The 15,021-nt window shown below is 68.2% G+C and carries 7 protein-coding genes and 1 pseudogene; 2 read left to right on the top strand and 6 right to left on the bottom strand.

The features are described 5' to 3' along the window. Position 1 precedes the first annotated feature (1 nt). The 6 genes and pseudogenes from AC069I_RS32930 to AC069I_RS32905 form a co-directional block, all read right to left on the bottom strand. Positions 2-1,183, bottom strand: a complete 1,182-nt coding sequence (locus AC069I_RS32930; protein ID WP_478229102.1) for a hypothetical protein — start codon at positions 1,181-1,183, stop codon at positions 2-4. Continuing rightward, a complete protein-coding gene (locus AC069I_RS32925) occupies positions 1,180-1,551 on the bottom strand; it encodes a hypothetical protein (protein ID WP_478229101.1) in 372 nt (123 codons plus the stop codon). Before AC069I_RS32925 ends, AC069I_RS32930 begins: the two co-directional genes overlap by 4 nt. Before the next feature lie 79 nt (positions 1,552-1,630). After that, complete coding sequence (locus tag AC069I_RS32920; protein ID WP_478229100.1) at positions 1,631-2,029, bottom strand: hypothetical protein; 399 nt, start codon at positions 2,027-2,029, stop codon at positions 1,631-1,633. 232 nt (positions 2,030-2,261) lie between these two features. Beyond that, a complete protein-coding gene (locus AC069I_RS32915; protein WP_478229099.1) occupies positions 2,262-2,813 on the bottom strand; it encodes a YciI family protein in 552 nt (183 codons plus the stop codon). 159 nt (positions 2,814-2,972) lie between these two features. Further along, positions 2,973-3,475: pseudogene (locus tag AC069I_RS32910) on the bottom strand (transposase); the annotation flags it as partial. Between the two features lie 455 nt (positions 3,476-3,930). Beyond that, positions 3,931-4,896, bottom strand: coding sequence for a hypothetical protein (locus AC069I_RS32905; protein WP_478267152.1), 966 nt, complete (start codon positions 4,894-4,896; stop codon positions 3,931-3,933). Positions 4,897-5,692: 796 nt separating this feature from the next. Between AC069I_RS32905 and AC069I_RS32900 the strand changes: the two genes are divergently transcribed. Both AC069I_RS32900 and AC069I_RS32895 read left to right on the top strand, forming a co-directional pair. Next, positions 5,693-11,503 (top strand): RHS repeat-associated core domain-containing protein, encoded by a 5,811-nt coding sequence (locus AC069I_RS32900; RefSeq protein ID WP_478267151.1) that lies wholly within the window; start codon positions 5,693-5,695, stop codon positions 11,501-11,503. Between the two features lie 101 nt (positions 11,504-11,604). Further along, positions 11,605-14,781, top strand: coding sequence for an AfsR/SARP family transcriptional regulator (locus AC069I_RS32895; protein ID WP_478267150.1), 3,177 nt, complete (start codon positions 11,605-11,607; stop codon positions 14,779-14,781). The last annotated feature ends 240 nt before the right edge of the window (positions 14,782-15,021 follow it).

Here is a 15,021-nt window from a genome sequence, read left to right as displayed (position 1 = left end):
GTCAGATGCGCGCCCGGTCGAGGCGCTCGATGAGGCTGGGTTTGCGTGCATGCGTTTGCCGCAACGCGATGGTGCGGGTGGTGAATGTGTCGTAGCGGTCCTCGCGTTCGGCCAGCGCCTGGAGATCGGTGAGAAGCGTGACGGCGGCGTCATACTCGGCCGGTTTCCGGGTGGCGATCATCGCCTCGACGCGCGACCACGCGGTGTCTTCCTCGTCGGCAAGTGTGTCGAGTCGTCGTTCGCGGGCCTGCAGGCGCGCCTGTTCCCGGCGTGCCTCGTCTTCGGCGCGCTCGGCGGCCAGCCGACGCGCACGGTCGGCACGTCGCCGCGCCGCGTTGTCGAGCAGGTCGGCCACGTTCCGGCGGGCTGGGATGGGGATGATCGGAGCGGTGTCGCCGCGGCAGTGTCGGTCTCGGAAGCGACGCAGCAACTCCATCTGCACCCGCGCCGCCTCACCCTGCGCAACCCGCGCCAGGAGCCGGTCCTTCTCGGTGACCTGCAGGCGAGCCACCCACACGGCGAGGTCAGCAGGGTCGTCGGTCGTCTCGCCCAGCGGTGGAGAAGCCTGAGCCGCGATCGCGATCAGATCGTCATCGAGGCGGAGAAAGTCGGCCAGCGCCCGCTGCGCGGCAGTGAGCGCGCCCAGCCCGGGCGGAACCGGTGGTTCGAGATCGTCGTCAGCATCACGATCGAAAACATCTTCATCGCGCTCCCAGGCACCATAGGCCGCCAGCCAGGCCAGATAGAGCGGCCGGAGATCACCGGCGGCGAGTTCGGCGCGAACTCCGACGATCGCCGACAGCAGGTTCTCGGGGTCGTAGTCGAAGTCAAACTCACCAGCGTGGTCCTCGCTGATGAGTTCGAGCACGATGAACTCGTCCGTGACGCGGGCACTTGCCTCGTCACCGACGCAGTAGTCCTCGACGACATCGGGATCGAGCAGCTCGCACGGCAGGCGGAACATCACCCGGTGGGTGCCCCAGTTGGCGACGTACAGGTGCGCGTCGTAATAGCGCTCCATCAGACGGCGCGGGTCACCCTTGAAGTCGCCCCAGTGGTACTCGTTCACGAAGCTGGTCGAAGAGATCCGCGCCCGAGTGGACAGCGACCGGACCGCGGCCTGTTCGTCCTCGTCCAGCGGCCGGTCGATCGCCAGGAACTCGTAGTACTGGTACTCGCTCATGGTCCGTCCAGTTCGTCGGCATCGGTGAACGGCTTCGCCCGGAAACTCGAGTCGTCTCCCAGGTGGAAGAACAGATGGCCCTCGATCGTGTCGTCGTCGGCCAGGACTGCCCAGCCGCGTCCGCTGACCTGATCGCCCTCGTCGGAACCTTCCCAGGTGAACTCCACGCCTGGTCGGTCGTCCCGCTCGACAGGGCGGCAGTCCAGCCAACCGTGGACGGCGATGAAACCGAACTGGCCGGTCCCGTTCCGGGTGAACTCGACATAACCCGGTTCGACCAGGTCGATCGCGTCGCGGTCCCAGCCACTCATCGCCACGATCCGCCATCGACCGGACATCCGGGCGCTGAACTTCGGAGCCCTTGCCATGGGGTGTCAGCGTAGTGAACTCGGTGAGATCGATGCGACGTACCGCCGTTGGACGGTGCACCGGAGAATCCCCAGTACATCAAGACCGAGGTCGACCATGTGTGTCGCGGGTGGGGATGCCGCGTTCGCGGAGTTTGGCCAGCACGGTGGTGTGGTCGACGCCCAGATGTTCGCCGACCCGTGCCAGGGACCAGCCGAGGTCGTAGAGGTGGATGGCGTCGTCGACCTGCTCGGGGGAGAGTCCGCGGCGGCGCATCGGCACGTCGTGTCGTTTGAGGATGTTGCTGACCGTCCGCCTTTCGATGCCGAACCGGTCGCCCAGTTCGTACACCGTCGCTCCGGCTTGGTAGCCGGTGATGAGTTCCTGGACCTGGTCGGCGTCGAGTTGCCGTGCCCGTCGTGGTTTGGGTCGGTCGACGGGCGGTGCTGCCGGTTCGGCGGGGTCGGGCAGCTTCCGGAGCAGGGTAAGTTCCCCCAAGGTCCACAATACGAAACACCGCCCACCTGGCAGGTTTGCCGAGGTAGGGCGGTTTTTTATTACACCTTATCTTGAGCACGCCGTCTCACCCCCGCCAAATGGGGTCACATCGCCTGCTTCAGCCATGTAACCGACCAGATGGTCCTGGCCTTGGCCCCGTACCGACGCAAGTCCATCCACACCGACGAGCTGCAGATTCCCTCGGATTAAAAGGGCACGCGGTGATCTCGGTTCATGACGGCCGTCCGCCGAACTGCCAGTTGTGGACCTCGATGTCGGCGTACCGGTCCGGGGTCAGGACGGCGCGTGCCGTGTCCGGGTCCGGTGCCCGGACCAGGGCGGCTGTGCCCAACCACCTTGTGTCGTTGTCGGACATCAGCGGCCCATACGCGATCAGCTCGTCCCGATCGGGCGGCATGGCGAGGTCGGCTGCCCGTCCCGTGCCGAGGCCGAGCACCAGGTACCGGTTGCCACCGGTGCGGCCACCGGGGAAATCCCACATGGTGCGCCCCAGCGTGTTGCGCCATCGGCGCAGCAGCACGTCTCGGTAAACGCCGGTCTGGTAGTTGGGCTCGTCGAAGGCGAACGCGCGGGCGGCGGCGGGATCTGGCAGGTCGAGGATGTGCACGCTGCCGGTGGGCGTGTCGCCGTCGCTGGCGAGGGTCGGCCCGCGGGCGATCATCTCCGTCGCGTACCGGTCCATGTAGGACCAGTGCTCTTCCAGCAGCTCTTTGCGCAGCGCCATGGAGCCGGGCCGATCGCGGTGGTAGCAGAAGAACTCCATGCCCACAGTGTCTACCCACCCTGCACCACCCCGCCCGGTACTTGATCAGATGTAGCTTGGAGCGAGCCCGGCCCCGGTCGACTGACGACGGGCCCGTGTGGCTCTCCTCTTTCTGGAGAGCTTCCATTAGGCGGCTGATGCCGGGGTGTGTTCGTCGGGTCATTCGACGAGTTCGCCGTTCACGAATCGGACGCCGGCGCGGACGAGCGCGATGAGCTTGAACGCCATGGCCCGGCCGCGCGCGAGCCCGGCCCCTTGGGTGACCTTAGTGCGGTGCCGGATGGTGGAGAAGGTGAACTCGATCGGGTTGGTGGTGCGCAAGTGCACCAAGTGCTCGGCGGGGTAGTCGTAGAACGCGAGCAGCCGGCCGAGATCGTCGGTGATCTTGGCGACCGCCTTGGGGAACTTGGCGCCGTAGGCGGCGTCGAAGGTCTTCACCGCGTCCAGGACGTGGCGGCGGTCCTCGGCGTTCCAGATCTCGGCCAAAGCCTTCTTCGCGCCGGGATGCGCGGACTTGGGCAGCGTGGCGAGCACGTTGCCGATCTTGTGGAACCAGCAGCGCTGCTCGCGGATGTCGGGGAAGACCTCGCGCAGCGCACCCCAGAACCCGAGCGCGCCGTCGCCGACCGCGAGGACCGGGGGCGCATGCCACGGCGCTTGCATTCGACCACAACACTGTCGCCGTCCTAGGCCGTCACCGCGCCCAGGCCCTCACAGCTCAATGCTCTCCAGCCGCGACGTGTCGCGATCCTCGGCGGTACTGCCCTCGGCTATCCAGATCTCTCATCCCTGGGGCGTTTCTGAAGTAGTGTGCTCCATCCTGCACGAGACCCGGTAACAAGTTCCCGGGTCTCGTGCAGATGCCGTTGCGGTACTCGTCGCTCGTCGCTCCCCGGCCATCTGGGTCACATCGACCGCTCCAGCAAGGGACCCCGAACGGGTAGCCCCTGGAGACCCAGCAGCGGGCGGACCACCTACCGCGGATCTTCACCGAACTCGACGTCGACGACCGTACCGTCGCCGTCGTCGCCTCTCGGCAACGAGAACTCCTCCCTCACCGAGGCGACCGATGACCGGCGCGTCGGGCACCTCGAACCGATTCGATCTGAAACGCCGGTCATGGCGCGGAAACGCAGCTCCACGTAGCGGGCACCCAGGGCGACGCCGGGCCGTGCGAACCGGCGAGCTGGTCGTCGTCGGTGACCGCGGAGATCCTGCTGGCTGGGGCGAAGTCGCCGATGAAGGTTCGATTCCGCCAGATGCCGAGCGTGTGCGAGCCGTCGTCGTTGAAGTACCACGCTGCGAGCAGGCCGTTCGCGTTGATGCCCATCGCGACGTTCCCCGGTGTCTTGCCCAGGACGGCACCGGTGTTCACGTCCCACTCGATGAGCTGCTCACCCTGGGTCCATGACAGGCCGACGATCCGCTCGCCCTGGTATCGCTGGATGACGAGATCGCCGTACCCGGCCAGCTGCCGGGTCGAACCGTCGGGCGACCACACCAGCCCGGGCTCGGTCACCACCCGGCCCGCGTTGTCGATGCCGACCGCTCTGCCGTCGGCGATGATCCGGTAGCTTCCGGGAGCATTCGCCGGCCAGAGGATGACCTGGTAGGGCACTCGTCCATCGCCGACGTACCCCACGATGTCACCGGACTCGTTGATGGCGGTGGCAGTGGCCCGCACCCCGGGCGGGCTCGGCAAGGTCTCGTAAACGCCGTCGTGGTAACGGAATCCCGCGCTGACGTCGCTCGAGGACTGATACCCCACAACCTCGCCGCGGCCACTGATGGCGGAGAACTGGAGCGCGGCGCCGTTCGGCGGCTGCGGCATTTCGACGACCTCGCGGTTGTGCCACAGCACGTTCACGCGTTTGTTCTCCTTCCACACCAACCCGGCCATGTACCCGTTCGGTCCGGCGACGGCCACCGAGCCACCGCTGGCTCCGACGGGGACCGGCAGGTCGGAGGCGACCCAGGTGCAGGGCGCCACCGAGGGTGTGGCAGCCGCGGTGGCGGGGAGGGCGGTGGTGACGGCGAACGCGAGCGCCGCGCCGAGTACGGCGCTTAGTACGGCTTTACGCATGGAATACCCCTTGGAACGCGGGAAGCTGTCTACGAGATCACGCACGACTGGTCGCTATGGTTGCCTTGGCGACCGACGAGTGTGCGGGGATTCGGTGCACCCCGCATCCGGTCGAGACCTCAGTCGCAGGTCAGCAGGCTCAGACCAGTTCCCATGCTGCCCCTCTCCGGCGGTCCGGCGTTGTCGAGGCCGTCGGCCGCCACCAGAGACCGCAGGGGTCGAGCACGGATTCCCTGTGTTCTTCCTTCGTACGCTGTACACCCCGGCCGGAGAGGCCGAGTCCAGAGCGTCTCCGGCCGGGAGACGGCTGAAGCCGGGCGGAAACGGATGGCTGCGACGTCGGGATCGTCGCGATCGGTCGACAGGATCGTCCGGTGGAAGCTCGGACCTCGTGCGGCGGCCACGGCGACAGGTTCCACACTGTGGCCGTCGCGACGGCCATACTGGAGGCGTTTGTGAACACGAACTCGTACGGATGCGTCTCCAGATGCCGGCACAGCGACCTGGCGAGGAACGGCGGTAACGCGATCTCAGGTGCACTGCCGGATGACGACACCCGGCACGTATGTCCATAGAGGACTATCGGCAGGGCTCGGGACCGGTTCGGCGATCCTGCCCCCCGCGGCGAACCGTCGGATATTTTCGGCCGTCGGCAACCCGAAACCGGCGAATCGCTCACCGTCTGGTTCGTCAAGTTCGCCTGGTTTCCCGCGAAGCCCCGCTGAAACCGGATTGAAGCCGGAGCTACGCACGATTCCGCCTATCTGTCCACTGGGGGGACACGGGAGGAACGACGATGCGTGAACGGATGCGCTCGAGAACGAGACGTTGCCTGACCCTCGCGGTCGCCGCGCAACTGGGCGCGTCCCTGTTGCTGGCCATGGCCGCGCCCGCGGCGCTGGCCGCCGGACCATCGACGAATCTCACGAACGTCCCTTCCGTACCGGTGACGAGCCCGTCGTGGCGGACCATCGGCACCGACCACGCCTCGGCGAACGCGCTGACCGGCAACCAGGCCCTCAAACCCGCGCAGGAAGGCGCGGGCACGGCGACGGCGACGCCACTGTCACCGTCGGCGAACTGGTCGGTTTCGCCGCAGACCGGCGACTTCACCTGGTCATACCCGCTGCGGGTGCCGCCCGCGGCGGGCGGGCTGACGCCGGGTCTCGCGCTGTCGTACCGATCGTCCGCCGTGGACGGCCGGACGACGGTGACCAACAACCAGCCATCGTGGGTCGGTGACGGCTGGTCGTTGTCCTCGGGATTCATCGAGCGCATGTACGGGGGTTGTTCGGCCGACACCGAGGGCGACGCGAAGCCGCAGGCGGCGGACCTGTGCTGGCGCAGTGACAACGCCACCGCGTCCTACGGCGGCGCCGGCGGAACGCTGATCCGCGACGACGCGACCGGGAAGTGGCGGCCGCGCTCCGACGACGGCTCGCGGATCGAGCGGTTCACCGGTGCGGACAACGGCGACAACGACGGTGAGCACTGGAAGATCACGACCGTCGACGGGACGCAGTACTTCTTCGGTACCGGCAAGGAATCGACCTGGACGGTGCCGGTGTTCGGCGACGACTCCGGCGAGCCCTGCCACGGCGCGACCTTCGACGCCTCGTCGTGCGCGCAGCCATGGCGGTGGAACCTGGACCGCGTGGTGGACCGCAACGGCAACGAGATGCGGTTCCATTACACCACCGAGTCGAACTCCTACGGCTTCAACGGCAAGGACGCCGCGGTCTCCTACACCCGCGGCGGGCACCTCGACCACATCGACTACGGCCTGCGCGAGGGTGTCACCCAGCCGTCCGGTCGAGTCGTCTTCACGACGGCGAACCGGTGCGTGCCGGGCAGCGACTGCCGTCCGGAAGCGCCCGGCAACTGGCCGGATGTGCCGTGGGAAGCCAAATGCGACAAGGCCACCTGCCCGGACGCGCACTCGCCGACGTTCTGGACCACGCAGCGCCTGGCGTCGGTGACCACGAAGGTGTGGCGTGGCAACGACTTCGGCGACGTCGACCGCTGGGAACTGGACCAGCAGTACCCCGACCCCGGTGACGGCGAGAAGGCCGCGCTGTGGCTCAAGGGCATCAAGCACATCGGCCTGGCGGGCGGAACCGCGGAGATGCCGTCGGTGACGTTCCACGGCACCCCGCTGTACAACCGGGTCGAGAAGCCGGGGGACGGCGTGTCGGAGCTGATCCGCTACCGGGTCAGCGGGATCGTGTCCGAGACCGGCGGGGTCACCTCGATCAGGTACGAGTCGGAGTGCAGGTCCGACAACCTTCCCGCGAATCCGGAAACCAATGACAAGCGGTGCTTCCCAGTGCGCTGGGCGAAGAAGTACATGGCCGAGCGGACCGACTACTTCCACAAGTACGTGGTCTCCTCGGTGACGCGGACGGACCGGCTGCAGGTGGACGGCCAGCCGACCTCGACCTTCCCCGAGGAGACCACACGGTACGAGTACCTCGACGGCGCGGCCTGGCATTGGGACACCTCGGAGTTCACCAAGGACGACAAGCGGACCTGGAACGAGTTCCGCGGGTTCGGCCGGGTCCGCGTGCGGGCGGGCACGGCGGACGATCCGGCGGGTCCGATCACCATGACCGAACAGCGGTTCCACCGCGGCATGGACGGCGATCACCTGCCTTCCGGCAAGCGGCAGGTCTCGGTGTCCGACACCGAAGGTGGCGTGCGCGCCGACTCCGACTGGCTGGCGGGCTCCGAATTCGAGACCGCGACGTTCGAGCGGGAAGGTCCTTCGAACCAGCCGGATCCGCCTAGGGTGAGCAAAACGATCACCGAGCCTTCGGTCCAGGGCCCGACGGCGACACGCGGTTCGTACAAGGCGTACCTCGTGCGCACCGGCGTCGAGCGCGCGTACACGGCGGTGGGCTCCGGATGGCGGCAGACGCGCACCGAGACCACCTACGACGAACTGGGTCTCCCGACCAAGGTGAACGACCTCGGCGATGTCGGCACGGCCGACGACGACCGGTGCACCCATACCGAGTACACGCGCAAGGACGCCGCCTGGCTGATGAACCTGGCAGGCCACACGTGGTCGGACTCCGTCCACTGTGGAGCGAACGTGGAGTATCCGCGGGACGCGTTGTCGGACACCAAGACGACGTTCGACCCGTTCGGCAACGCGGTGAAGACGGAGATCGCGAAGGAGCGTCCGGCAGCCGATCCGGTGTACTTCACGATCGGGACGACGACCTACGACGTGCACGGCCGCGTCGAATCGACCACGGACGCGCTCGGCCGCACCACGACGACGGCTTACACCCCGGCGTTGGGCGGCCCGGTCACCAAGACCGTGGTCACCGGTCCCGGCACGACCGCCGTCCCGGGCGGGCTGGTGACGACCACGACGTTCGATCCGGCCTGGGGCGTCGCGACCCTGATCAGTGACCCGAACTCGAGAAGGAAGGAGACCCAGTACGACCCGCTCGGCCGCCCGATCGCGGTGTGGACGCCGACCTGGACCAGGGCGGCTCACCCCGAGGTACCGGCCGTCCGTACCGCGTACCTGGTGCGCGGGGACAAACCGACCGTGGTCACCTCGACCAGGATCGGCCCGACCGGCGCCGAGCATTCCTGGACCACGATCTACGACGGGCTGCTGCGCGCGCGGCAGGTGCAGCTGCCCGCGATCGGCGGCGGCCGGCTGCTCACCGACACGCGGCACGACTCACAGGGCCGCGCATGGAAGACCACCCAGCCGTACTACAACGACAAACCCGTCGACGACGCCCTGTGGGTGGCGTCCGATGTGGACGTCCCGGGACACACCCGGTCGCACTTCGACGGAGCCGGACGTGCCGACGCGTCGATCTACTTCGCGGGCGCGTTCGAAAAGCGGCGGACCACCACCGCGTACTTCGGCGACCACGTGGACGTCACCCCGCCCGCCGGGGGCACGCCGACCTCGACCTACACGAACGCGCGCGGCCAGGCGGTCGAGCTGCGCCAGCACGACGGGCAAGGCGGGTACGACTCGACCCGGTACACCTACGACAAGGCGGGCCGGACCGCGACGATGACCGACCCTTCGGGCGCGGTCTGGCGATTCGGGTACGACTTCCTCGGCCGTCAGACCACCAGTGAGGATCCGGACAGCGGCACGATCACGAAGACCTACGACGACGCCGGGCAGATCCTCACCGCGCGGGACGCGCGGGGTGAGGTGCTGGCCTACAGCTACGACGCCCTCGGTCGCCCGACGGCGAAGTTCTCGGGCTCCGTCGGCGGGAAGAAGCTGACGGAATGGACGTACGACACGGTGACGAAGGGCAAGGGAAAACCCGCGTCGTCGACCTCGTTCGTGGACGGAAGGGCGTACACCTCGAAGGTGCTCAGCTACGATCCCGCCTACCGGCCCACCGGGACGTCCGTGATCATCCCGGCCGAGGAAGGCCTGCTCGCGGGAACATACAACTCCTACACCGGGTACAACCCGGACGGGGGCCTGTCCAGCCAGTCGTACCCGGCGGCCGGTGAGCTGCCCGCGGAGACCGTCAGCTTCGGATATCACGAACTCGGGCCGTTGGCCACCAGCTGGGGCGGTTACGAAGGCTCGACCGTCGAACTGGTGTCGGCGACCGACTTCACCCGCTACAGCGAGGTGCAGCGGGTCACCCTGGGGAGCGGGACGAAGCGGGTCTGGCTGTCGCGGTACTACGACGACAGCGACCGGCGGCTGACCCGGTCCATCGTGGACGCCGAAACGCCGTCGCCGATGCTGTCCGACCTGCACTACCGCTACGACCCGGCCGGTTCCATCACGTCGATCGCGGACAAGTTCAACGGCGATGTCCAGTGTTTCCGCATGGACGGCCTGCAGCGGCTCACGGAGGCGTGGACGCCCGCTTCGGCATGCGACGCCGATCCGTCCGTGGCGGGTCTGCGGGGCCCGGCGCCGTACTGGCAGTCGTTCACCTACGACAAGGCCGGCAACCGGGCAACGGAGACACAGCACGCCGCCGCGGGCGACGTCGTCCGGACCTACACCGGTCAGGTTCCCGGGCACGCCCACGCCCTCGGCTCGGTGACCGGGCCAGGCGGTGTCACCTCGTACGCCTACGACGCCGCCGGGCAACTCGCTTCGCGGACGTCAGGTGACGTCGCGGAGACGTTCAAGTGGAATGAGACGGGCAAGCTCGCGTCGGTGGCGAAGGGAGACAAGGCGACCTCGTTCGTGTACGGCCCGTCCGGCGACAGGCTGATCCGACGCGACCCGACCGGGACGACCTTGTACCTGGGCGATCAGGAACTGCGGCTCTCGGCGTCGGGTGGCAACCCCACGGTCACCCGGTACTACGGCCACGGCGGCCAGGCGATCGCGATGCGCCAGGGTCGCGGAGCACTGACGTGGCTGGCATCGGATCACCAGAGCACCGCGCGGACGGCTGTGGACTCCGGCACGCTGGCGGTCACCAACCGACGTCAGCTGCCGTTCGGCGGCCCGCGTGGCGAGGCGTCGGCCTTCCCGGGGGAACGCGGGTTCGTCGGCGGGACCAAGGACGCGAGTACCGGCCTGACCCACCTCGGCGCCCGGGAGTACGACCCGGACACCGGCCGGTTCATCTCGGTCGACCCCGTGCTGGACGCGGGGGATCCGCAGCAGCTCAACGGGTACGCCTACAGCAACAACAGCCCGATCACGAGGAGTGACCCGTCCGGTCTGCTGTCCTGCCCCGACGGCGACTGCCGGAACGGTAAGAGCGGGTCGCGAGCACCGGCGAAGTCCACGCCCGCGCCGCCCGCGCAGGCGCAGCCCGTCACTCCTTGGGGAGCGCCCGCACCGGCTCGGCGGACGACGCCGTACAAGTCGGGAGTGGTGTCCCGCAAGGACCAGGAGGACGTCACGTTCTGGCAGATCCCTATCGAGTCGTACGTGATCGACACGGTCTGTGGCGGAAGTCCGCCCAAAGCGGTCGCGGCGGGCAACCTCGAATGCATGGCCGCCAACGCGTGGCGCGAGAACAACGTCACCAGGGCCATCGTGAAGGAGGACATCAGGAAGCAGCGAGTCAAGGAGGCGTCCGAGAAGACGGGCATCGCGCCGCCGCCGTACACCCCGGGTGGAGGACTGCTGTTCTCTTGCGTGTCCGGATCCGCCGGTCAGGGCATCGTCCTCGGTGTCGAGACCTGCATCGACTCCAGTGGCGACATCACGGACGGCTGGAAGATCGGCTTCGGCTTCACCACCGGTGTCGCGATCTCGAACTCGCTCAAGTACGCGGTCGATCAGAAATCCATGGGCGAAGCGGCCGGACCGGCGCTGTTCGTGGAAGGCAGCCTCTTCGCCTTGGACGGGTCCGTGTCGCGCAGCGTCGAGGACTACACCTGGGACGACCGCAAGCAATGGATCTGCTTCGGGATGACTGAAGACTGTCCCCAAGGGGCCGACCGGACCTGGGCGAAGATGACGGACAAGTACACATTCGGAGGTGGCGCGGCCGCGCTCGAATGGAATCGCCGCAATGCGCCCCAGTTGGATATGAACTGGAAAGGCAAAAAGATCGGTTGGTCACTCACCGCCGGGTTCGAATGTTCCTGGCTGCGGTCCGCGCCCGACTACCGCTGTACCGGCTGACAACCGGCGAACCTCCCATCCCGGGCGATCCGGACGTACTCTTCCGACCACGGGCACGTTGCTCGATCCGTGAGTGATGTGCCCGTGGAAGGGGAGAAGCAGTGGAAGGATCCGGTCTCGGTTTCGGAATCCTCGGCCCGCTCGAGGTGACACGCGACGGTCTGCCGGTGGCGGTCGGCGGACCGAAGCTGCGCGTCGTCCTCGCGGCGCTGCTGCTCCGGGCGAACGCGACCGTGTCCTTGGACGAGCTCGCCGAGGATCTCTGGGGCGAACACCAGCCTCCGACCGCGCGCAAGGCCGCCCAGCTCCACGCGTTGCGCCTGCGCCGGGTGCTCGGCGACAACGCCATGATCGAAACCCGCCCCGACGGCTACCTGATGCGCCTCGAACCGGCGCGGCTCGACCTGCTCCGGTTCCGGCAGCTCGTCGGCCGGGCGAAGACCGCGGAACCCGAAAGGGAACGGGAGCTCCTGGCCGAGGCGCTGGCCTGCTGGCGTGGCGACGCGCTGTCGGACGTCCCGGCCGAGTCGTTTCAGCGCGAAGCGGCCGTCCAGCTCGGCCAGGAACGGCTGCGGGCTCGCGAGCGTTATCTCGAAGTCAGCCTCGAGCTGGGCAAACACGTCGAGATCATCGCCGATCTCGGCGCCCTCACCCGCGAGAATCCCTGGCGGGAATCGTTGTGGGCGCTGCTGATCCTCGCGCTGCACCGATCAGGGCGTAGAGCGGACGCGCTGGAGACCTACCGGACCGTGCACCGGATGCTCACCGACGAGCTGGGCGTCGAGCCGGGCACGCAGCTGCGCGCGGCCCATCAGGAGGTCCTCACCCAGCCGGACGACCTGCCCGTCACTCCCCAGGCGGGCTGCCAGCTACCGGCCGACCTGCCCAGTTTCTCCGGGCGGACGTCGGACCTGGAGACGTTGGACGGGTTCCTGGCTTCGGCGCACCGGACCATGGCGATCGTCGGTCCCGGTGGCATCGGCAAGACCGCGCTGGCCGTCCAGTGGGCTCACCGCGTCCGCGACCGGTTTCCCGACGGTCAGCTGTTCGTCGATCTGCGCGGTTACGCGTCGACCTCACCGGTGTCGAAGACCCAGGCCCTCACGCTTTGCCTGCGCGGCCTCGGTGTGTCGGGCGGGCAGGTGCCGGTGACGCTCGACGAACAGGTCGTGCTCTACCGGTCGCTGCTGGCCGGACGCCGGGTACTCGTGGTGCTCGACAACGCCGCCGACGCCGATCACGTCCGCCCGCTGCTGCCGCCGAACTCGGGTTGCGTCGCGCTGGTGACCAGCCGTGGCGACCTGCGTGGCCTGACCGTCCTCAACGACGCCCAGGTGCTGAGCCTCGACGTGCTGACACCCCCGGACACGCGAGCGCTGCTCACCCAGCTGCTCGGCGAGGACGTCGTCGGCGCCGAGCCCGGAGCCGTCGACCAGTTCGCCGATCTCTGCGGGCATCTGCCGCTGGCGCTGCGGATCGCGGCGGCGAACCTGGTCGGCGGGAAACACGCGTCCGTCGGGAGCTATGTGGCGACGTTGCGGGCCGACCGCCTCGCCGAACTGGCCATCGAAGGCGACCCGGACATCGCGGTACAGGCCACGTTCCAGCTCTCCTACCAGGCGCTGGACGAACCCGCCCGGCGGGCGTTCCGGCTGCTCGGGCGGATACCCGGCCCGTCCTTCACGTTCGCGGCGGCCGTCGCGCTCCTCGGCCCGGCCGAACGGACACGCCGGTGGCTCGACCGGCTGGTCTCGGCCAATCTCCTGGCCCGGCGCAGCGCCGACCGCTACCAGTTCCACGATCTGCTCCGGGAGTTCGCGGCCGCGTGTGCCCGGGACGACGAGCCATCGGGCGAGCTGGCCGCGGCCGATATCCGGTTGTACGACCACTACGCCGGCACAGCGGCCGCCGCGCACGAACGTCTGTTTCCGCTGGTCCGCAGGCTGCTGCCGACGGATCCAGTGGCCAGGGACGTGTTCGACGGTGACGAAGCGGCGATGCGCTGGCTCGATGAGGAGCGGCCGAACCTGGTCGCCGCCGCCGAGCGCGCGGCCATCTCTTGCGGGCTCCGCGGCTACTGCCGGGAGCTGGCCGACGCGTTGCGCGGCTATTTCTCCGGCTGCGGATACGCCGCGGACGGCTTGGCGCTGGCGAACGCCGCGCTCAAGGCGGCGGACGCGGCCGCCGACACGCGAGCCAAGGTCGTGGCGCTCGCCTTGCGTGGGATGATCGCCTACAACGTCAGCGACTACGACGACGCCGTGGTCCAGGTCACCAGCGCGCTGAGGCTCTGCGGCCAGGACCAGGTGGCGGAGGTGGAATGCCGGCATTTCCTCGGCCGGGTGTACGCGCAGCTCGGGAAGCCGCATGAGGCGAAGCGCCACCACGAGCGCGCGCTCGCCGTCGCACGGCGGATCGGCGATGAGCGGACCGAGGCCAGGGAGATCAACTACGTCGGCGTCGCCCTCCTGTCTCTCGGGCGGATCGACTCCGCGATCGCTTGTCACACAAAAGCGGTCGAACTCAGCTCACGAATCGACAACCACCACATCTCGCTGATCGCCCTGAACGGGCTCGGCCTCGCTCACTGGACCGCCGGACGGCTCCCCGAAGCCGCCGAATACCACGAGGAAAGCGTCCGGCTCTGTAAACAATGGGGCCTGCGGCACTACGGCAACGCGGCACTGGTGTGCCTGGCCGAGACCCTTTGCGATCTCGGCCGGTACGCCGAAGCCGACGACGTGGCCAGGGAGGCACTGGTACAGGGCCAGGAGGTCGGCGAACGCCGCCTTGAAGCCGGTGCGCTGGAAATCCTCGCCACCGCCGCCCGGCGCCGCGGGCGGTTCGCGGAAAGCATCGAAGGCTACACGGTGGCGCTGGGACTGTCCCGGGCGATCAATTTCCGGTACGGCGAGGTGTCGATTCTCATCGGCCTCGCCGCCGCGCATCGCGCCACCGGCGATCCCACCGGCGCCGTCGCGCACGCGGAACTCGCGCTGACGAAGATGAACGAGACCGGAATGCGGGTCCTCGAATGCGCGGCGCTGACCGAACTGGCCGCCGCCCAGCTGGGCTTGGGCGACCTCGACGCGGCGAACCGCCAGGTCGAACGCGCGCTGAAGATCGCGCAGGAAGACGGCCAGCGCCTGAGCCAGGCCCGCGCGCTCCTGGTTGCCGAAAAGATTCGCGACATCAACGGAGAAGCGGCCGCGGCGCGGGAGAACCGGACATCCGCGCTGGCGATACTCCGGGAGCTGGGCGTTCCGGAGTCCGAGTGAGTGGCGATAGAACCAAAGGTGTTTCAGGTACGTACTGAATGTGGCAGCAGTTGGTCGCAGGTCCGTGAAGGCCTCCTGCGTTACGTGCGGCGATTCGGGCGCTGGTGGCGAGGGACCCGATTGCGATGTCCCCAATGTCGCATCTGACCAGCCGTTATGAGACTCCGCGCTGGTCGAGCGGGAGACGGAGGGCTCGTCACGGTGGCCTGACTCCTTCTCGACTGTCCACAGGGGACACTT

The sequence above is a fragment of the Amycolatopsis sp. NPDC043885 genome, from assembly GCF_056435685.1.
This window is presented reverse-complemented; position numbering and strand designations above follow the sequence as displayed.